Source organism: Sphingobium yanoikuyae (assembly GCF_034424525.1).
In the GTDB taxonomy this organism is placed as follows: domain Bacteria; phylum Pseudomonadota; class Alphaproteobacteria; order Sphingomonadales; family Sphingomonadaceae; genus Sphingobium; species Sphingobium yanoikuyae.
In genome coordinates this window covers 1,389,483-1,410,643 of record NZ_CP139979.1, presented here as the reverse complement: position 1 = coordinate 1,410,643, position 21,161 = coordinate 1,389,483, and the positions used below count along the sequence as shown (strand labels likewise).

15 protein-coding genes and 1 tRNA gene are annotated in these 21,161 nt (G+C 64.0%); 5 read left to right on the top strand and 11 right to left on the bottom strand.

Translation table 11 applies throughout. The features are described from left to right. The first annotated feature begins 41 nt into the window (after positions 1-41). A tRNA-Met gene (locus U0025_RS06530) sits at positions 42-118 on the top strand. A 137-nt stretch (positions 119-255) separates the two neighbouring features. Here the strand turns inward: U0025_RS06530 and U0025_RS06525 are convergent. Next, on the bottom strand, positions 256-1,581 hold the full coding sequence (locus U0025_RS06525) for an NAD(P)/FAD-dependent oxidoreductase (protein WP_051156931.1): 1,326 nt from the start codon (positions 1,579-1,581) through the stop codon (positions 256-258). Positions 1,582-1,667: 86 nt separating this feature from the next. Between U0025_RS06525 and U0025_RS06520 the strand changes: the two genes are divergently transcribed. Further along, on the top strand, positions 1,668-2,288 hold the full coding sequence (locus U0025_RS06520) for a TetR/AcrR family transcriptional regulator (protein WP_004212135.1): 621 nt from the start codon (positions 1,668-1,670) through the stop codon (positions 2,286-2,288). Between the two features lie 26 nt (positions 2,289-2,314). Here U0025_RS06520 and U0025_RS06515 read toward each other — a convergent pair whose 3' ends face one another. Both U0025_RS06515 and U0025_RS06510 read right to left on the bottom strand, forming a co-directional pair. Then, positions 2,315-3,613, bottom strand: a complete 1,299-nt coding sequence (locus tag U0025_RS06515) for a carbohydrate porin (RefSeq protein WP_004212134.1) — start codon at positions 3,611-3,613, stop codon at positions 2,315-2,317. Between the two features lie 92 nt (positions 3,614-3,705). After that, positions 3,706-6,120, bottom strand: coding sequence for a membrane-bound PQQ-dependent dehydrogenase, glucose/quinate/shikimate family (locus tag U0025_RS06510; RefSeq protein WP_037491388.1), 2,415 nt, complete (start codon positions 6,118-6,120; stop codon positions 3,706-3,708). Positions 6,121-6,424: 304 nt separating this feature from the next. Between U0025_RS06510 and U0025_RS06505 the strand changes: the two genes are divergently transcribed. Next, positions 6,425-6,883 carry an Lrp/AsnC ligand binding domain-containing protein gene (locus U0025_RS06505; RefSeq protein ID WP_004212131.1) on the top strand — a complete coding sequence of 153 codons (459 nt, stop codon included), beginning with the start codon at positions 6,425-6,427 and terminating at the stop codon, positions 6,881-6,883. Between the two features lie 42 nt (positions 6,884-6,925). On the opposite strand, the gene U0025_RS06500 is transcribed toward U0025_RS06505, so the two are convergent. The 8 genes from U0025_RS06500 to U0025_RS06465 all read right to left on the bottom strand — a co-directional run bounded on the left by U0025_RS06500 (position 6,926) and on the right by U0025_RS06465 (position 17,584). Further along, positions 6,926-8,617 (bottom strand): amidohydrolase family protein, encoded by a 1,692-nt coding sequence (locus U0025_RS06500; protein ID WP_004212130.1) that lies wholly within the window; start codon positions 8,615-8,617, stop codon positions 6,926-6,928. Between the two features lie 39 nt (positions 8,618-8,656). Beyond that, positions 8,657-10,306: an amidohydrolase family protein gene (locus tag U0025_RS06495; protein WP_037491383.1), complete on the bottom strand. Its 1,650-nt coding sequence runs from the start codon at positions 10,304-10,306 to the stop codon at positions 8,657-8,659. A 98-nt stretch (positions 10,307-10,404) separates the two neighbouring features. After that, a complete protein-coding gene (locus tag U0025_RS06490; protein ID WP_004212127.1) occupies positions 10,405-12,690 on the bottom strand; it encodes a TonB-dependent receptor in 2,286 nt (761 codons plus the stop codon). A 239-nt stretch (positions 12,691-12,929) separates the two neighbouring features. Beyond that, entirely contained in the window at positions 12,930-13,715 is a 786-nt protein-coding gene (locus U0025_RS06485; protein ID WP_004212126.1) for an SDR family oxidoreductase, read from the bottom strand. A 20-nt stretch (positions 13,716-13,735) separates the two neighbouring features. Then, positions 13,736-14,545: an NAD(P)-dependent oxidoreductase gene (locus U0025_RS06480; RefSeq protein WP_037491378.1), complete on the bottom strand. Its 810-nt coding sequence runs from the start codon at positions 14,543-14,545 to the stop codon at positions 13,736-13,738. After that, complete coding sequence (locus U0025_RS06475; RefSeq protein WP_004212123.1) at positions 14,542-15,297, bottom strand: SDR family NAD(P)-dependent oxidoreductase; 756 nt, start codon at positions 15,295-15,297, stop codon at positions 14,542-14,544. The genes U0025_RS06480 and U0025_RS06475 overlap by 4 nt, the downstream gene beginning before the upstream one ends. After that, complete coding sequence (locus U0025_RS06470) at positions 15,294-16,100, bottom strand: carboxymuconolactone decarboxylase family protein (RefSeq protein WP_004212122.1); 807 nt, start codon at positions 16,098-16,100, stop codon at positions 15,294-15,296. The genes U0025_RS06475 and U0025_RS06470 overlap by 4 nt, the downstream gene beginning before the upstream one ends. Further along, a complete protein-coding gene (locus tag U0025_RS06465) occupies positions 16,097-17,584 on the bottom strand; it encodes an aldehyde dehydrogenase family protein (RefSeq protein WP_004212121.1) in 1,488 nt (495 codons plus the stop codon). Before U0025_RS06465 ends, U0025_RS06470 begins: the two co-directional genes overlap by 4 nt. A 159-nt stretch (positions 17,585-17,743) precedes the next feature. Between U0025_RS06465 and U0025_RS06460 the strand changes: the two genes are divergently transcribed. Both U0025_RS06460 and U0025_RS06455 read left to right on the top strand, forming a co-directional pair. Beyond that, entirely contained in the window at positions 17,744-18,466 is a 723-nt protein-coding gene (locus tag U0025_RS06460; protein WP_004212118.1) for a GntR family transcriptional regulator, read from the top strand. A 230-nt stretch (positions 18,467-18,696) separates the two neighbouring features. After that, the gene (locus U0025_RS06455; protein WP_004212116.1) at positions 18,697-21,051 is read left to right on the top strand and encodes a TonB-dependent receptor; all 2,355 of its coding nucleotides are present in this window, start codon (positions 18,697-18,699) and stop codon (positions 21,049-21,051) included. Positions 21,052-21,161: the final 110 nt, after the last annotated feature.

Here is a 21,161-nt window from a genome sequence, read left to right as displayed (position 1 = left end):
GCCGCCTCACCGCAGGGAAACACCCCCTGCAAGGCCCATGGGGCGGAGTAGCTCAGCTGGTTAGAGCAGCGGAATCATAATCCGCGTGTCGGGGGTTCAAGTCCCTCCTCCGCTACCATTTCCAAGACATCGAAAATGGCCCTTAGCGGGGCGTTCAAGCGACAGACCAGGGCGCAGACAGCCGCCCGTCTCAACTTGATCGCAGCAATTCTGTGGCGATGCCCCTGTCGCTTGCCGCCGCAGCCGCCCGGCGCCTCAATGCAGCTTGAGGCGGGGGCGCACGAAGCGGTTGATATGGCTGACCAGGATCAGCGCTGGGCCGCGTATGCTGCCGTGAACGGCGAGCAGATGCATGCGATAGAGCGACATATAGACGAAGCGGGCGAGCCGCCCTTCCACCGCCATGCGCCCGCCGACCAGCTTGCCCATCAGCGATCCGACCGTCGAATAGCGGCTGAGCGACACCAGTGAGCCATGATCCTTGTAGACGAAAGCCTTGAGCGGGCGATCGGCCATCAGCCGGCCGAGATTGGCGAACACCGTGTCGGCCATCTGATGCGCGGCCTGCGCGCGCGGCGGGATCGGCCGATCGGCGCCCTGCGGCGTGTAGGAGGCGCAATCGCCCATCGCGAAGACGCGGTCGTCGGCCAGGCTCTGTAGCGTCGGGCGCACGATCACCTGGCCGGCGCGGAACAGTTCCAGCCCATCCAGGCCATCGCGGATCGTCGCCGCCTTGACCCCGGCGGCCCAGACCTGAAGATCGGCGGGGACGAAGCCGCCATCCTTCGTTTCCATCCCCTCAGGCGTGGAGGCGGTCACGGCGACGCCAGCGCGCACCTTGACGCCCAGCATTTCCAGTTCCTCCCGCGCGGCGTCGGCCAGCCGGTCGGGCAAGGCCGGCAGGATGCGCGGCCCGGCCTCCAGCAGGGTAACGTCGAGCCGCTGGCGATCGAACACCTCCAGCCCATAATAGCCCAGCGCATCGGCGGCATTATAAAGTTCCGCCGCCAGTTCGACCCCGGTGGCGCCGCCACCGACGATCGCGATCCGCACCCGCGCATCCGACGCGGGATCGGCCGACATGGCGCGCGACACGCGCAGACAATGGTCGAGCAACTGATCGCGGAAGCTGTCGGCCTGGGCGCGGCTGTCGAGGAACAGGCAATTGTCGGCGACGCCCGGCGTCCCGAAATCATTGGTGACCGATCCATAGGCTAGCACCAGATAGTCGTAACGGACCGAATGGGCGCTCACCACCTCGCGCCCCTTGGGGTCGAACACCGGCGCGACATGGATCCGCCGCGCGGTCCGATCGATGCCCTGCAGCGTGCCGTAAAGATAGCGATAGCCCCAGCGATGGCAGTGGCTGCGATAGCCGACCTCGTCCAGGCTGGCGTCGAGCGACCCGGTCGCGACCTCGTGCAGCAGCGGCTTCCAGATATGGGTGCGGTTGCGATCGATCAGGATGATGTCATGCCGCTTGCGGCCATAGCGGGCGCCGAGCTTGCGCGCGAGTTCGAGGCCGGCGGCACCGCCGCCGACGATGACGATCTGTGTCTTCTTGTCGGGAATCAAGCGCATTCCTCCTCGATCGGCAGACCGGCGGATCGCGATCCGGCGCGCCGGTTGTGCATTGCAATAGGCCGCCCGGCGTCGCAAAGCGAGGCGTGGACAAGCAGAATTTCACCGAACGCAACAGGCGCGACATCGTCGCGATCGCTACTCAGCATTTCGCGGAAAAAGGCTATGCCGGCGCGCGGGTGGACGAGATCGCGGCCGCGACCGCGACGTCCAAGCGGATGATCTATTATCATTTCGGCAGCAAGGACGGGCTCTATCGCGCGGTCCTGACCGAAGCCTATCGCGGCATCAGATCGGCCGAACTGGAGGCCGAACTGGGCGACCTGCCGCCGCTTGCAGCGCTGGAACGGCTGACCGCCCTCACCTTCGACTATCATTTCAACCATCCCGAACTGGTGCGGCTGGTGATGGACGAGAATATCCGGGGCGGCCCGCATGTCGGCGAGATTTCGCAAGGGCATAATGAGATCGTCCTGCCCAAGACCCAGGCACTGATCGATCGCGGCATTGCCGATGGCAGCTTCCGCGCCGGGCTGGACGCCGTCGACCTGCACATGACGATCAGCGCCCTCGCCTTCTACTTCGTGTCCAACCGCCACAGTTTCCACGCGATCTTCGGCGTCGACATGACCAGCGAAGCGGCGGCCGAGCGGCGCCGCGCGCAGGTGATCGACAATGTGCTGCGCTACTGCCGGGCAGAAGGCTGAAGGCTGGGCCGAGACCATGGGCCGGATCAGAACTGCATCTTGACCTGGCCGCCCAGCGCCAGCGCATCATTGGCGCGGCGGTAGGAAAAGGCGCCGGGATCGAGAATATATTGAACGTCCGGCCGGATGCTGAGCCAGCGCCGCAGCTGGATGCCATAGCTCATTTCGATCGCGGTCTCGCCCACCGGCAACGCGGCATAGCCGCCGGGAATATCCTGCGCATCGGCGGCCGCGCGGCGCAGCCGTGGATTGACCTGCGCATGGACGATGCCGATCGAGATGCTGTCGGCGTCCCGCCCGGCAAAAGTGCCCGTCTTGACCAGCCCGGCCGCATACCAGTGGGTGATCTGGGCCGACGCCTCCGGATTGGCGGTGAACTGGGCGAAGATGGAGAGGCCGCGATTGCCGGTCCCTTCGCGCAGGATCATCTGGTCGGCCAGCGCATAGACGCCATAGCGGCCCCGCAACATGCCCTGCTCGCCGCGCCTCGCGGCGCGTGACGTGTCATAATAGGCGCCGATCTTGTAATGGCCCGGCAGCACATGGCTGCCCGGCGCGATGCCGGGATCATATTCCAGTTCCAGCGGCAGCAATACGCCGGTCGTGCCGCCGGCAAAGGGACGGAAGGCATTGTCGGGATCGTTCAGGCGCGGATTGACCTGATAGACGCCGGTGCGCAGCGCGAGATCCGGCCGGATGCGATAGCGCACCGCCGCGCCCCAGCGGGCATTGGGATAATTATACCAGCCGCTATTGCCCGATTCCGACAGCGGATGGGCACAGAAGGCCGCATTGACGAAATTGCAGCCCAGGATCATCCCGCCCAGATCATTGCCCATGGCAAAATAGCCCAGCCGCAGGTTAAGCCGGCCATTGTCGATATTCTGTTCGTAGCTGAGTTCCGACAGGCGAGTATAATTGCCGCCGGCCGCCTCCTGGATCGGCAGGCGATTGCCGACGATGTCGGAAGAGAGGCCGACGCCGCGCCGGTCGTTGATGGTCACATGCACGATGCCGCCGGACAGGCCGACGATCCGGTCCATGTCGAAATCGAGGCTGGCCCGCAATTGCTGGGTATAGGCGCTGCCCTGTCGCTGGCCGCCATCGACCGCGGCAAAGGCTTCGCCGACATAGTCCGCGCGCACGGTGACGCCCGCCTGCTTCAGCCGCGTGCGCAGCCCGCCCCAGTCGCCGGTCAGCGTCTCACGCGGGGCCGTCACCGGCTTTTCCGAGGCGACGTCCTGCGCATGGGCGCCCGCAACCGGCAGCAGGGTCAGCAATATCGCCAGTGTCAGGCGGGCATGAAGGTGAAGATGTTGGGCCAAAGCCCCTCCCTTCCGCGCGGCACATCAGCGCGCGGTGACATGAATGATGACGACAGACAGGCGGAGCGGCGCCGGGCCGCCCCGCCCATGGTTCAGCGCAGCGTGTAGGCGATCACATAATCGCCTCGGTCGGGGGACTGGCGCGCACCGCCCGCCGTCACGACCACATATTGCTTGCCGCTCCTGGGCGACTTGTAGCTCATCGGGCCGCCCTGGCTGCCGACCGGCAGGCGGGCCTTCCACACTTCCGCGCCAGTCGCCGCGTTGAACGCGCGCAAGTAGAAGTCCTGCGTGCCGGCGATGAAGACCAGGCCGCCCTGCGTCGCCAGCGTGCCACCCAGCGTCGGCATGCCGATCGGGATCGGCAAGCCCATGCGGATGCCCATCGGCCCGGTGTCGCGCACCGTGCCCACCGGCACCTGCCACTTGATCGCCCGGCTCTTGAGGTCGATCGCGGTCAGCGTGCCATAGGGCGGCGCCTGGCAGGGAATGCCCAGCGCCGACAGGAAGCGGTCCTTCACCACCGAATAGGGCGTGCCCTTCAGCGGAACGCTGCCCATGCCGGTATTGACCGCCTCGCCCGCGCTGCCCGACTGGCCCTTCTGCGCCGCCGTCTGCGGGAACATCTGCACCCACAGGCCAAGGCGCATGTCGTTGACGAAGATGGTGCCGCTGGTCGGGTCGGTCGAGATGCCGCCCCAGTTCATCCCGCCCAGCGATCCGGGGAAGCTCAGCGACTTGTCGGTGCCCGGCGCAGTGTAGAGCCCCTCATAGCGCATGCCCTTGAAGGCGATGCGGCAGAGCAGCTGGTCGAACGGAGTGGCGCCCCACATGTCCGCTTCGGTCAGTGGCCCCACCCCGATCTGCGGCATGCCGAGCGACTTGGGCTGGGTCAGCGAATAGGGCTCGCCCGGAATGTTCGCAGGCTTGACCGGCACTTCCTTGACGTCCGTCAGCGGCTTGCCGGTGGCGCGATCGAGCACATAGACCTGCCCGGCCTTGGTGCCAAAGACCAAAGCCGGCACCTTGCGGGCGGCATCGACGGGGAAGTCGACGAAGCTCGGCTGCATCGGCAGGTCGAAGTCCCACAGATCATTATGGACCGTCTGGAAATGCCATTTCTCGCGGCCGGTGGTCGCATCGAGCGCCAGCATCGACGCGCCATATGTGTGATCGAGGGCGCTGCGGGTGACGCCGTAAAGATCGACCGAGGCGCTGCCCACCGGCATGAACACGGTGTTGGACGCCGGATCATAGGACATGGCGGCCCAGACATTGGGGGTCGAGCGGGTGTAGCTCTTGCCCACGGGCGGGGTGCCGGTGATGGCCGGATTGCCCGGATCGAAGGCCCAGCGCAGCTTGCCCGTAATAACGTCGAAGCCGCGCATCACCCCGCCCGGCATGTCGACCTGCACATTGTCGGCGACGCGGCCGCCGACCACGACGGTCGTGCCCGCCAGCGTCGGCGCGGAGGTGAGCTGATATTGGGGATCGGGCGCATCGCCGAGGCCGGCCTTCAGGTCCACCCGGCCATTGGCGCCGAAATCGGCGCAGAACTTGCCGGTGTCGGCATCCAGTGCAATCAGTTCGGCATTGATCGTGTTCATCAGGATGCGGCGCTGGCAGGCGGCGCCAGCCGGCACCGTCACGGCCGTCACCGGCGTTGCGCCGGGCAGGCTGGGCTGCTGGATCGGCGCATGGGCGTCGAAATAGGCGAGGCCCCGGCAGCGCATCCAGACGGATGCCTTGGCATTGATCAGCGTCTTCCACTTCTCGCGCCCGGTATCGGCGTCGAGGGCGATGACATTGTTATGTGGGGTGCAGATGAACAGCGTGTCGCCGACCTGTAGCGGGGTATTCTGGTCCTCCGCGCCATTGCCATCGCTCTGCGCCACGTCGCCAGTGCGATAGGTCCAGGCGACCTTGAGCTTGTTCACATTGTCGCGGGTGATCTGGTCGAGCGCAACGAAACGGCTGCCGCCTGGCGTGTTGCCATAGGCGGTCCAGTCCTTCTGCTCGCGCGCCGGATCGACCGGTACCAGCGATGCCATCTGCCCGGCAAAGGGCACGGTCGGATGGACCATGAACATGCCGGCCGCGCCGGCCGCCGAACCGAGGCCGACCAACACCGCCATCAGCAATGCAGGCCGCCAGGCGGGCGCCGAACCGTCGCCGCGCCGCAGCAGCGGATAGGAGAGCGCAACGACGGTCGCGCCGACACCCATCGCCAGCAGGCGGGAAATGAGCGGCCAGAAGCTGAAGCCGACTTCCCACAGCGCCCAGAAAATGGTCAGCAGGAAGGTGGCACCGAAGAGCAGGCCGCCGCTGGTCTTGCGCAGGGCGATGAGGCCGCCCGCAAGGACCAAAGCGACGCCCGCGATCAGGAAATAGGGACTGCCGCCCAGACTGACGAGCTTGCCGCCGCCGATGGCGAAAAAGAGGCCAGCGGCAAGGATCACCGCCCCCAACAGAAGCAGCCAACCGCGAACAAGCGGCTGGCCGTGCATTTTCGTGCCTGACACGCGGCACCTCCTTCATCTCTTATGGTCGTCGGAGAGCGGTGCCCACGGGTCCACAGGCCGATCGAGTCGCCCAGCCCTGACGGCTGCGACATTGTGTACCATTTAGTACACTCCTGCCTCGCTGGCAAGTTGGGCGCTAATCCCGCGAGAGACGTGCGATGCCGCTGAGGGTTTCCCACAGCGATACGTTATCCCCGGCATGAGCCCATGGGATCGCAGCCCAGCATTTTCCGCGACTTGCACAGATATCGTTGAGGTTTGGCCAACTGCTAGCGTTTTGGGGGTTTCGATGAACCTGGACGAAACTGACCGGAAGATATTGAACAAGCTTCAGACCGATGGTCGCATAACCAACCAGGATCTGGCCAAGCATTGCAATCTCTCGCCATCGGCCTGTTTCGACCGGACGCGCAAGCTGCGGGACAATGGCTATATCTCTTCCTATGTCGCGCTGCTCGGCCCGCACCTCAACCAGCGGCCGCTGCTGATCTTCATCGAAGTGCTGCTCAACCGCACCACCGGCGACATTTTCCGCCAGTTTGCCGAAGCGACGCGGCGGCAGCGGGACATATTGGAATGCCATATGGTGGCCGGCGGCTTCGACTATCTGATCAAGGTCCGGATGAAGGACATGGCCGCCTATCGGAAATTCCTGGCCGAGGAACTGGTCGACATGCCCGGCGTGCGCGAGACGCGGACCTATGCGGTGCTGGAAGAGGTCAAGTCGACGACGGCGCTGCCGCTATGACATGAAAGCGGCGCCCTTCCCCAGAGCGCCGCTTTCGATCCATTACATGGCGTTGGGATTGGCCGGGCCGGCGCCAGCCTGGCCGGTGCGCGCCTTTTCCACCTTCACCATCTCGGCCACTTCGGCCAGCAGCTTCTTGGCATCATAGACGATGCCGTCCTTGATCGTGTAGCTGACGCCGCCGACCATTTCCTGCTTGTTGGTTTCCGGGTTCAGGCGCGAATGACCGGTGCCATAGAGCGTCTTGAGATTGGCCAGCGGGTTTTCCCTGGTGATGACCATGTCGGCCAGCATGCCGACGCGCAGCACGCCGGTCGGCGGCGCCATGCCCTTGGGCTCATAAAGGGTCTGCGAACCCCACATGGTGGCCGAGCGCATGATTTCCAGCGGCGAGAAGCCGGCTTCGCGCAGCAGTTCCAGCTCCTCGATATAGGCGAAGCCATAGACCTTGTAGATGAAGCCGGAATCGGTGCCGACCGTCACCCGGCCGCCGATATTCTTATAGTCGTTCACCAGCTTGAAATAGTTGTTGTAGAATTTCTTCCACGCAAACTCGTTCTCGGTGCCCCAGTCGTAGAAATAGGAACCGTGATTGTCGCGGGTCGACTGGAAATAGGCCCAGAGCTGCGGCGTGGTGTAGAGATTCTGCCAGTCGGCATTGCGCGCCCGCATCAGGTCGCGGGATGCCGCATAGATGTTCATCGTCGGGTCGAAGGTGACATGCTTCTCCTTCTGATGCTTCAGATAATCCCACCAGCGTTCGGATTCCGGCTCGACCGTCTGGTTCCAGATTTCCGCCACCTCGCCGAAGCGATGCTGTTCGTTGTTATAGTCATAGTCGGACGGGAAGCGCTGGATCGTCCCGTCCTTCAGCAGGGATTCGAAATGGCCATAATAATGGGTGACGGTATCCAGTCCCGCCTCGGCCGCGTCATAGGCGTTGAAATTGGCGACGCCGGTCTGTGACAGATGGGCCGTGGTGCCCATCCTGTTCTTGTGCGCCTCGTCAATGGCGGCGGCGATGATCTGCGGCGTTTCCTCGGGTCGATTGAAGAATTTGATGCCGTCAATATTGTGCGCCGCGGCCCATTTGACCCAGGCGCGCGCCTTGTCCGCGCTGTCGATCGGCCCGCCGTCCCAGCCCGCGCCCAGCGTCTGATAGTTGAAGATGCGCGGCGCCGCGATCTCGTTGGCAGCCGAGCGGTCCTTTTCCGAACTGGCCACGACCGGATCAGCCAGCGGCACGCCGCGCACCGTGGTCACGCCATGGGCCAGCCACAGCTTGTAGGCATAGCTCATATCCGGCGCCTTGTCGTTGGCGGGGGTGTGGACATGCATGTCGTTGAAGCCGGGCATCACATACATGCCGGTCGCGTCGATCTCATAATCGGCGTCGGTCGGTGCACGCCCCTTCGCCTGCGGCAGGCCGGGCCAGCCGGCCTGGGTGATGGCGGTAATCTTATTGCCTTCCACCACGATGTCATAGGGCCCCCGCGGCGGCGCGCCGGTGCCGTCGATCAGGGTCGCGCCACGGATCACGAGTTTGCGGAAGGGGCCGACATTGTCAGCGCTGCCGCGCGCCGGCGCGGGCACGAAGGTCGGCTTCTTGCCGTTGACGATGCCGGCCGCGCCGCCGACATACCATTCGTCCGGATCATGTGCCTGGGAGGCGCTGGCGACCGTCATGAGGGCGAGCGCCGCAAGGCCCGACCGGATCAGCATCTTGTTCTTCATTCTTTTCCCGTCCCTGTTGAGTTATGACGCCCCGCCCCGTCAGGGATGGGGCAGCCCCTGTTCCGGCATGCCCATGCGCCGCTTTTCCGCAACGACCATGTCCGCGACATCCGCCAGCAATTTCTTCGCGTCATAGACGATGCCGTCCTTGACCGTGTAGCTGACGCCGCCGACCCGCTCGAGCCGCTGGGTCTGTTCGTTGAGGCGCAGCGTGCCGGTGCCGTAGAGCGTCTTGAAATTCTGCAGCGGATTTTCCTTCACGATTACCAGGTCGGCCAGCTTGCCGACGCGGACCGTGCCAATGGGCGGCACTTCGCCCCTGGGATCATAGAGCGTCAGCGCGCCATTCAGCGTCGCCGACTGGATCACCTGCGACGGATTGAAGCCGGCTTCCTGCAGCAGTTCCAGTTCCTGGACATAGCCAAAGCCATAGGGCTTGAAGATGAAGCCGGAGTCCGAGCCGGTGGTCACGCGCCCGCCGATATTCTTGTAGTCGTTAATCAGGCGCATATATTTGTGGTAGAAATTCCGCCACTTGACCTCGATCGCGGTGGTCCAGTCATAGAAATAGGAGCCGTGGTTCTCGCGCGAGGACATGTAGAAATTCCACAGCTGCGGCATGGTATATTTGTCGTGCCAGTCGGCATTGCGCGCCAGCATCAGATCGCGGCCGGCGGCATAGATGGTCATGGTCGGATCGAAGGTGACATGATTGGCCTTCTGATGCTCCAGATAAGCCCACCAACGGTCCGATCCCGGCTCGACGCTTTCTTCCGCCAGATTGGCGACATTGCCAAACCGATCCTGCTCGTCGGCATAATTATAGTCGACCGGCCAGTTCTGGACCGGGCCATTTTTCAGCAGGGATTCGAAATGGCCGTAGAAATGGGTGACGGTGCCCAGGCCCGCGTCGCCGGCCTGTTCGGCATTCATGCGGCCCACGCCGATCTGGGAGAGATGCGCCGTGGTGCCGAGCTTCAGCTTCTTCGCCTCGTCCATGATGGCGGCCATCACTTCGGGGGGCTGGTCCGGATCGTCCAGCAGCTTGATGCCGTCGATCCCCTGCTTGGCCGCCCATTGCACCCAGGCGCGCGCCTTTTCGGGCGTATTGGTGCGGCCGCCGGTCCAGCCCCTGCCCTGGCCAGGCCGCTGATAGGCGAAGATGCGGGGCGCGACGATCTCGTTGCGGGCGGAGCGCGCCCGTTCGCTCAGGGACACTTCCATGGGTGCGAGGTCGACGCCGCGCACCGTGGTGACGCCGTGGGCCAGCCACAGCTTGTAGGAATAGGACAGGTCCGGCGCCTTGTCGTCAGTGGATCCATGGACATGCATGTCGATGAAGCCGGGCGTCACGAACATGCCGGTCGCGTCCAGTTCATAATCGGCGTCGGTCGGCGCGCGCCCCTGCTTGAACGGCAGGCCCGGCGTTCCGGCCGGCAATATGTCGGCGATGACGTCATTTTCGATGACGATGTCGACGGGGCCGCGCGGCGGCGCGCCGCTGCCGTCGATCAGGGTGACGCCGCGTATCACCATCTTGCGGAACGGGCCGGCGCCTTCGCCGGCAGCGCGCGCCGGTGCGGGATTGGCGCCGGCGCGTGGCTTGACCGCTTCCACCGGCGCCTTGGCGGGTTGGGCGATCGCCCCTCCGGCAACCAGTGCGAGCAGTGAAAGGCCGGCGAAACACATGTGTCGCTTGAACATATCATCCCCCTGTGTCGATCATGGGGCCGCCATAAGGCCCCCGAAAAGGGAGGCGACCGACAGGCCGCCCCCGTGCCAGGCGATCAGAACTTCTTGGTGAGGTTGATGCCGTAGGTGCGCGGCGGCGCGGTAAACACCACCGTCTTGCCGCCGGTGTTGCTGCTGGAGCTGGAACTGACCACCGCCAGTTCGTTGAACAGATTGTTCACGAAGAAATGAGCGCCCCAGTTGTTGTCGCTGGCCTGCACGCCCAGGCGCAGGTTGGTCAGCGTATAGTCGTCCAGCCGGCGCCGATAGGTGTCGGTCGGGCTGATCGTGCTGTAGGAACTGCCATTATAGGTGACGTCGGTGCGGATGACGGCATCCATCGCATCGGTCAGCATATGCTTATATTCGGCCGATCCGCCGAAATTCCATTTCGGCACATTGGCGATCCGGTCGCCCTTGCGGCCCGATGCCACGACGATGGTGCTGACCTGGTCCTCAGTGAGCTTGGCATCGGTGTAGGAACCGTTGGCGCTGAAGCTGATGCCGGCAATCTCGGTCGAAAATTCCGCCTCGACGCCGCGAATGCGGGCCGCGCCGACGTTGGAGATGAGGCCGAAGACCGAGCCGGTACCCGCCGTACGGGCCGACACCTGCATGTTGCTCCAGTCGATCTGGTAGGTCGCCATATTGAGATAGGTGCGCGGCAGGATCTTGCTCTTGAAGCCCAGCTCATAGTTCCACAGGCTGTCCGATGTGTAGGCGGCCAGCGCCGCCGACAGGCCGATCACCTGGTTGACGCCGCCCGGCCGGAAGCCCTGTGCCGCCTGGGCATAGATCATCACATCGGGGGTCGCCTGATAGGAGATGTTGAACTTGGTAAGGACGCCGTCCTCGGACGACTTGGCTTCGGTATAGGGCGTCACGACCGAGGCATAATGTTCCTGGCCCATGTCGATCCGGCCGCCGACCGTCTTCTTATAATCATAATAGCGCGCGCCAGCGGTCAGCGTCAGCTTGTCGAACAGCTTGTAGGAGATTTCGGCGAAGACCGCCTTCTGCTTCAGCTTGTCGTTGATGGTGCGATCATAGGCGAGATTGGCGATATCGTCGGGATCGTAGAGGAAGCCGGTGTCCGGATCGGCCTTGAGCAGGGTCGAGCGCACCACCGTCTTGCGATCTTCGCTGAACAGGCCGACGGTCCAGTTGAGCGGGCCATCCCCGGTCGAACTCAGGCGGATTTCGTTGAGCCAGTTCTTGACCGATTGCGGCTGATACAGGCTGGACGACAACAGGGCGCGGGTGTCGGACAGATAATCGGCCAGCACGTCGGCGGAGCAGGCCGCGCCATTGCCGCGATAGGTCTGGCAGCGGGCGGCGGTGTCGCGGCCGTTGAACGTATCGCTGACATCGCCGACGACGATGCGGTCACGATCGGTATAAGTGGTGATGGCGGTCAGCACGACCGGGCCGAAATCATAGTTGAGCGTCGCATTATAGATGCGGTTGGTGTCGTAATTGCCCGATTCCGATCGCGCGTCCGTGGTCCAGCGCTTGCCGGTTTCGGCATACCAGCGCGGCGATTCACCGGCCGCCTTCTCATAATTGGCGCTCAGGTCCAGCGTCAGCGCCTCGGTCGGCGTGAAGCGCAGCATGATGCGCCCGCCATAGGTGTAGGGATCGTTGATATTCTTGTAGCCATAATAGCTGTTGTCGACATAGCCCGCGACCTGCGTGGCGTTGCCGACGATGCGGATGGCCAGCTTGTCTTCGATCAGCGGGACGTTCAGCATCCCGTCGAAGGAGGCGCCCATCGATCCGCCCTCGACCGCCGACATGGTGCTGGCAAAGGCCGCCTCGATCTTGTCGGTCTTGGGCTTGTTGAAGATGATCCGCAGCGTGCCGCCCATCGAACCGGAGCCGTAAAGCGTGCCCTGAGGGCCGCGCAGCACTTCGGCGCGCTCCACGTCGAAGATGCGGAAATCGGGCGTGGCGCCGGCGGCATCGCTGGTGGTGCCGACCGAACCGGATACCGGCGCTTCGTCATAATAGACGCCGACCGTAGGTTCGCCGGCCGCGGTCACGCCGCGCAGGATGACGCGGCGATTGCCGGGGCCGCCATCGACGATGCGCAGGCTGGGCGTATCGCGGGTCAGTTCGGTAAAGCTGCTGGTGCCCGCCGCCTCCAGGCTGGCGCCGGTGACCGCGGTGATCGCGATCGGCGTGTCCTGAACGCGGGTGTTGCGCTTGAGCGCGGTAACGACGATTTCGCCCTGATCCTGTTCCTGGGCCTGTGTGACGCCGCCAGCCATGGCGACCATGCAGGATAATGCACTGCCGGCCTGCAACAGCTTGAAAAGGCGACCCTTGTGAGATGACAACATAAAAACCCCCTGTTTTTATTTGTTTTCCTCGCCACATTTCTGTTCTTTTCTGGAGGAAACGGTATCAAGGGGGCGGCCGAATGTGTTTCGTAACATTTGACGATTTTGGAAATAATCCGCAGATTATTCGGCAATTACGGTAAAATGCCGATGATCTTGCGAACGGGAATCGCGGACGCCGATCCGGCAGCGGGCATCATGGCCTGATCGCAATTTGTGCCATGACGCCCCGCCTCCGTTCAAGGGCGCAACACCCATCCGCCATCAACATGGATCGTCTGGCCTGTAATCCAGCGCCCCGCGTCCGAACAGAGCAGCAGCGCCGTGCCGACCAGTTCATCCGGCTCGCCGCGCGGGCGCAGGGCGCAACTCATCTGCAGGAACTGGATGAACGGAGAATCGTCGGGCACCAGCATCTTGCCGGCATCCGATGTGACATTGCCCGGCGCGATCGCGTTGCTGGTGATATTGTCCTTGCCCAGTTGCTTGGCGAGCGTGGTCGTGAGGCCCACCAGCGCCAGCTTGGAAATGCCGTAGAGGCCCGTCGCTGGAAATGCCCCGCCCGACGTCTGGTTGATGATCCGTCCGCCACCGCGCGCCCGCATCGAAGGGATAACGGCGCGGGCACAGAGCAGCGCACCATTGAGATTGACCGCAAAGGCCCGGTTCCAGGCGTCGAGGCTGACGGCTTCGATATTGTCGTAGCTGATATCAACCATCAGCGCGGCATTGTTGATGAGGATGTCGACACCGCCAAAGGCACCGGTCGCCGCCGTCGCCATGGCCAGGGTGGAGACTTCGTCAGCGACATCGACCTGGACGGCGATGGCCCGCCCGCCCCCGGCAACGATCTCGTCGGCCACCGCCTGTGCGCCTTCCGCATTGAGATCGGCAACGACGATCGCGGCACCGGCCGCAGCCAGGCCCAGCGCATAGGCCCGGCCGATGGAATTGCCGCGCCCGCCGGCGCCAGTGACGATCGCGACTTTGCCGTCGAGGCGGAACTGATCAAGGGTGAAGGACATGATTGGATCTCCTGAAATGGTCAGTCGCCGCAGGCGACGGAGAGAAAGGGCATGGCGGCGCGGGACAGGGCCTCGGCACCGGCATCATCAGGCAGGCTGGCCATCAGCAGGCCGAGATCCTTGCGCAGCAGCGGCGCGCCATGAGCAAAGGCGCCCGGCGTCGGCAGGCGGGCATAGACCTCGAAGCCGAAGCTGCGGCCGCTGCTCGCCTTGATGAGGTCGCGCAGGGCTGCGCCATCCAGGTCCAGCGCCCTGCCCGCCTCCATCGCGGCGTGGGCCAGTCCCATATTGGCCGCCATCAGCGCGTTGTTGACGATCTTGGCGCGCTGCCCGGCGCCGACATCGCCCATCCGCACGATCAGGCCGCCAAAGCTTTCCAGCACCGGCCGGGCGGCCTCGAAGACATCGACCGCACCACCGCACATCAGGATCAAGGTGCCGGCCGCCGCGGCCGGACCGCCGCCACTGACCGGCGCATCGAGGAAGGCGATACCCCGTTCCGCGCAGCGTTCGGCCAATGCGACGCAATGGTCGGGCAATATCGTCGAATGGATGACGATCCGGCTGCCCGGTCGCATCGCGGGCAATAATTGATCGACGATTTCCGCCACGCCGGCATCATCGACGACGCAGATGCCGACATGATCGCAGGCTGCTCCCAATGTCGCGATGTCCGGCGCTGCCGTGGCGCCCTTTTCGAGGAAGGGCGCCAGCGCATCCGCACGGCGGGCCCAGAGCATGAGCGGATAGCCAGCGACGGCGATCCGTTCGGCCATCGGGCCGCCCTGGCTGCCAAGGCCAATGAAGCCGATCCGTTCCATCCCGCTCATCCTGCGGTGATCCCGGCATCGATCGAGATGCAATTGCCGTGGAAGCCACGCCCGGCCGGCGAGGCGAGCAGCGCGACCATGTCGGCGACATCCTCGACCTCGACCGTGCCGCGCATCCCCGAAAAACGTTTGAGCAATTCAAGGTCGCAGCCTTCGGGCGGCCGGAAATTGGTGGCGATATTGGTGATCATGCCGCCCGGCGCGACGGCGTTGATGCGGATCGACTGCTTCTGATACTCCATCGCCATCGCCTTGGTGAGATTGAGGAGGCCGGCTTTCGACGCGCAATAGGCGGCGGCATAAGCCTCGCCGATGAAGGCGGCCGAGGAGACGACATTCACGATCGCGCCATTCACCTTCATCAGATGCGGAATTGCCGCCTGCGACAGCAGAAAGGGCGCGGTCAGGTTGACCGCCAGCGTCTTGTCCCACAGCGGTCGGGCCATGTCGGGCGAATTAGCGAGATAGATGAGGCCTGCGACATTGCACAGCGCATCAAGCTGGCTGAAATGGGCGACAGCCGCATCGACTGCCGCGTGGCAAGCGTCAGAATCGGCCAGATCGACAACCGCCGTCTGATGCTCGCCCTCAGGAAGCAGGCTCAGCGTTTCGGCCAACCCTTCCGCATTGACGTCCACCAACCACAGCCGGGCGCCGGCCTGTGCCAGTTTCACCGCCGTCGCGCGGCCAAGGCCCGAAGCAGCCCCGGTCACCAGCGCCACCTTGCCGCGCATGTCGATCGCGATGCTCATCGCCCCTCCTCCCGCTCGTTCCAGGCCAGGCCCTTGGCGACCTTCCCGGCCATTTCCAGCACCACGCCCTGGATCACCGACGCCTTGGGCCAGCCGGCATGGACCGCATATTGGAGGACGAATTCGTTGAGCTCGGCGACGGTGCAGTTGCCGCTCGCCATGGCAGCATGGAAATGGCTGGCGATCGGCACGGTGGCAGCGGAGTCCGCGACGCCCACCAGCGTGAGGAAGCGGCGCGACCGCTGATCGAGGCCCGGCCGGCACCACATCTCGCCGAACACGAAGTTCAATATGCCATCCTGCAGATAGGGCAGGCCATTGCCGACGCGCGGACCGTCAAAGGTCATCACCGCACGAAATTCGGCAACGCCCTGCTCCATCCGCTGCTGCGCATCCCAGGGTTCGTGCCGGATTGGCGCCAGCACAGCCGGCGCCAGCCCCTTCTCTGCCTCGATCCGGTCGATCGCAGCGTCGATCGCCCCGCCCTTGTCCCAGCCGGAATAGACCGCGACATGCAGCGCCGCCTCGCGCAATTCGGCCTGGGTCAGCGCGCCGGTCGTCAGTGCCCCACGGACATAGCCGTCCAGCCGGTCCACAGGCGCATCGGCGCCGACCGCCGAAGCCAGCGCGATCAGGAAGCGCGCGCGCCGATCCAACCCTGGACGCGACCAGATTTCGGCATAGATGAAATCGCGCCAGCTTTCCGCCACCGGTGATTGCGGCGCGGCTCCATCTCGCCCCGTCAGTTCGGCCTGAAGCCTATCGCCGAGTGCGCTGCGCGCTGCGGGATCACACAGGGTCATTGCCCGCCCTCCGGCGCGGCCATGCTCATCCACACATTCTTGGGCTGGAGGAATTCATGCAGGCCCTCGACCCCGCCCAGCCGGCCATGACCGCTCTTCTTGAAGCCGCCGAAAGGACAATTGGGCTGCATCGCCTCACCCGAACCGTTCACATGGATCATGCCCGCCTGCAGCTCGCGCGCCATATGATGGGCGCGGCGCAAATTCTGCGTATGGACATAGGCGCCCAGACCATAGTCGGTGCCGTTGGCGAGCGCGATCGCCTCTTCCTCGTCCTCGAACGGGGTCACGACCAGGACCGGGCCGAACACCTCATTCTGGGCGATCTCGCACCGGTCCGGTACATCGGCCAGGATCGTCACCGGCAGGTAGAAGCCATCGGCAAAATCGCCGTCCAGTCGCTGGCCGCCCGCGATGATGCGGCCGCCATCGGCGACGCCGCGCGCCACCATCCCGCTGATGCGGTCGAGCGCATTCTGGCTGATCACCGGACCCAGCACCGTTGCGGGATCGAACGGGTCGCCCGACTGGACATGGCCGGCCATCGCCCCGATCAGGTCGAGATAACGGTCATAAACGCCGCGCTGGACCAGCAGCCGCGTGCCATTGATGCAGCCCTGCCCATTGGAGGAAATCGCCCCGGTCAGCCCCTTCTTCGCCGCGAGCATCAGGTCGGCATCATCGAACACGACCACGGCCGACTTGCCGCCCAGTTCCAGGCCTACCGGTTTGAGCGACTGGGCCGCATTGGTCAGCACATGGCGCGCGGTCGCGCCCGATCCGATGAACTCGATCTTGTCGATGCCGGGATGGCTGACCATCGCCGCGCCGACATCGGCGCCGCCCGTGACCAGATTGACCACGCCGTCGGGCAGGCCCGCCTCATGCAGCAGTTCGACCAGTTGCATGACGCTGTAGGGCGCGAGTTCGGGCGCCTTGATGACCACGCAATTGCCCGCTGCCAGCACCGGCGCCAGCACCATGGTCGCGGCGAACAGCGGCCCGTTCCACGGCACGATGATGCCGATCACGCCATAGGGATCATAGCTGACATAATCATGGGCCGGCGCGCCCCACATCGGGATGGTGCGCCCGTGCAGCTTGTCGCACCAGCCACCGAAATAGCGGAACTTCTGGGCGGCATCATAACCCATATAGGGCGCCACCATCGCCACCGATCCATTTTCGGCGATCAGGCTCGGCGCGAAATCCGCCGACTTCGCCTCCAGCAGCGCGGCGATACGGAACATGAGGTCGCGCCTCTTGTCGCCGGGCATCGCGCGCCATGCGGGGAAAGCCTTGCGCGCGGCGGCGGCGGCCCGGTCGACATCATCGGAGTCCGCCAACGCCAGCTCCTGCGTCACCTTGCCGGTGCCGGGATAGACATGGGCGTGGCGCGCCGGGCCGTTCGGCACCGCGCGCTGTCCGCCGATAATGATGGGGTGACGTGGCAATGCGTCGATCACGGGATCCCTGAACGCCATGGCTCTCTCCTCTTGCGGCGCGGCAAGCGCAGCGGCACCGCTCCAGAACCGGGCGGCGACTCCTGGGATCGTTATTAATGTGCATATTATTAGATCATCAAGGCGATCTCATTCAGTATCGCCCTTGCGAAATTTCAATCAACATGCACATTAATCCGTATGAACCTCATCCAGCAAAATGACCTGACCGAACCGGCGGCCGGCAAGCGGCAGATCGTCCGCCATACCGCCGACGCCCTGCGCCGACGCATCCTCGCCGCGCCGGCCGGCGAACAGATCGGTTCGCTACAGACCCTTGCCCGTGAGCTTGAAGTCGGCATCGTCACGGTCCAGCAGGCGGCGCGCATCCTGGAACATGAAGGCTTGCTGGAGGTCCGGCGCGGGCCAGGCGGCGGCTATTATGGCCGGCGACCGCAAATGGCCGATCTGGAACGGATGCTGGGCGCCTATCTATGCGGCGAACCGGGTTCCTGGCGCGAGATACTCGACATCACCTCGCTACTGTTCAACCGGCTCTGCGCCGCTGCCGCGCGATGCGATGATCAAGCCCTTCATGGGCAATTGCTCGACCTGCGCAGTCAGATCGATGCATGCGACAGCATGGACGGGCTCGGCCAGTTGGAAGGCCGGCTGCAGGACATATTGTTCAAAATGGTCAGCCAGCCCCTGTTCGAGCTGTTGACCCGTGTCGCGCTGGGGAGCGCGCGCGATGTGGAGCGCGACGGCACCGGGGCCGACATGTTCGACCTTAGCATATGGCGCCACGGTCGCCTGCGCATCATCGACGCCATCGCCGATCATGACCCGGCCCTCGCCCATTTCGAGGCGGACCGCCAAAATAGGCAGGTTCTGGCCACCCTGTGCGCATTCGACCGCCTTTGAAGCGACATCGCACGCGATAAAGCAATGCGTTCGGGTGCCACTGACAGGCACGCGCCGCTGATGGGCCGTCATGATCCATATATTGGCCGTTAGCGACTTTGCCGACTGTGCGACTTTTACATCATTTAGCAAAAAAGCATCGTCGAACAGATATCCACTCGCAATAGCATTGACAATGCGAATAGGTCGCAATAGCAGCCCCTGCAACAATCGAAAGGGGTTCTGAAACAATGGCGAAATATGGAAACACTCCATCCTTCCTTGCACTGAGCTGCGTCGGCGCAATGGCCTTCGCATCCGGCGCACACGCGCAGGATAATGGCCAGGGCCAGGCACTGGGTGGCGTTACGGTCACCGACACGGCGATCGAAGACAATTCCATCAAGGTGGAAAAGCCCGAATCGCCCAAATATGTTCGCCCCCTGCTCGACACGCCGCAGACCATCACGGTGATCGGCAACCAGACCATCCAGAAGCAGAATCTGCTCACCCTGCGCGACGTGCTGTCGACCGTTCCTGGCATCACCTTCGGCGCGGGCGAAGGCGGCGGTGGCTATGGCGACAGCATCAACCTGCGCGGCCAGAGCGCCAACACCGACATCAGCATCGATGGCGTGCGCGACAGCGCTCAATATAGCCGCACCGACCCGTTCAACCTGGAACAGGTCGAAGTCACCAATGGCGCCAATTCGGTGTTCGGTGGCTCGGGCGCGATCGGTGGCAACATCAACCTCGTCACCAAGCGCCCCAAGGCCGACAGCGAAACGCTGGTGCAGGGCGGCATCGGCACGTCGGACTATTATCGCGCGACCATCGACAGCAATGTCCGCGTCAACGATCAAATCGCCGTGCGCCTCAACGCCATGTATCATGAAAATGACGTCGCCCGGCGCGATGTCGACAGCTACAAGCGCTGGGGCGTGGCGCCCTCGGTCAAGCTGGGCGTGGACGGACCGACCTCGCTGACCCTGCTCTACACCCATCAGGAAGACGAGAATACGCCACTCTACGGCATCCCCTATTACAAGAATGCGATCTATGACGGGCCGCTGCCCGGCGTCCCCTATAGCGGCTATTATGGCTATAGGAATCTCGACAAGCAGGACCAGACGATCGACCAGGCGACGGCGATCTTCGACCATCGTTTCAGCGACCTGCTGTCGGTCCGCAACCTGTCGCGCTGGCAGCGCGTCGAACAAAATCTGGTCGTCAACCCGCCACAGGGCGCCTATTGCCTCGCCAACGGCACGCTGCCGACCGGCGCGGCCTGTGCCGCCGGCCAGGTGCCGGGCATGTATTATCCCAGCGGCCCGCGCGGCGGCTTCCGGGACTCGGTCAACCAGACGCTCTACAATCAGCTCGACCTGACCTTCAACATTCCGGGCGGCCATACGCTGGTCATCGGCACCTCGATGCTGCAGGAAGATTATGTACTGAACAACGGCAATGTCGAGCGCAACGCCAATGGCGCGACGCCGAACCCGACGCTCGATCCGATCAGCATCAGCAACCCCAACGCCATCTACACCGGCCCGGTCAATTATATCCAGTCGGGTCATCAGGTCGGCGACACGTTCAACGCTGCCATCTACGCCTTTGCCGCGGCCAAGATCGTCGACGGGCTTGAACTGAACGGCGGCGTACGCTGGGAGCATAACCGTGCCCGCTTCCGCTCCGATACGATCGCCACGCCGGCCGCCGGCGGCGCCTACACCACTGGCGCGCAGCAGAATGCGACCGACAATCTTTTCTCCTACCGCGTCGGCCTGGTCTACAAGCCGGCTGAGAATGCCAGCCTGTATGTCGCCTATGCCAACAGCCTGACGCCGACTTCCAGCACTGTGCGCGCCGGCTGCGGCACGGCGTCGGTCGATCAGGTCAACCTTGGCCTCGAACCGTGCGGCGTAGATCCGCAGAAGGCCGAGAATTTCGAGATCGGTGGCAAGATCGATCTGTTCGACAATGGCCTGCAGCTGACTGCCGCACTGTTCCGCAACAAGCGCACCAATTATTCGGTCGCCAGCAACGATCCCTCCATCGGCAACCTCAACGTCAATGACGGCCGCAACAAGGTGGACGGCATCACGCTTGGCGCTACCGGCAACATCACGTCCAACTGGACGATCTTTGCCAACTACACCTATCTCAAGAGCAAGGTGCTGCAGAGCATTTCGGACTATTGCCTCGACAATCCGGGCGCGACCTATCGTCCGACCGGGGCGACCGCCAATGTCACCTGCGCCCTGTCCGATCCGCAGGCCGGCAATCCGCTGACCAACACGCCCAAGCATTCGGGCAGCCTGTTCACCACCTACACCCTGCCCTTCGGGCTGCAACTGGGTTATGGCCTGACCTATCAGGGCAGCTGGTATCTGAGCAACGCCAGCACCGCGCCGATGTACAAGGCGGACGATTATCTCGTTCACCGCGCGATGCTGTCCTACACCTTCGACGAAAAGCTGACCGCACAGCTCAACGTCCAGAACTTCACCAACGAAAAATATTATACCAGCGTCCGCAACAACGGCTGGGCCAATCCGGGCGAAGGCCGTTCCTGGGTGCTGACCCTGGGCTACAAGCTCTAACCCCCTCTCCCCGCCGGGCCGGCCATGCCCTCCTCGACATGGCCCGGTCTGGCGAACGGAACGCCCGCAGCCCGCTGCGGGCGTTCTTTTTTTTTGCTGGACGGGCATGG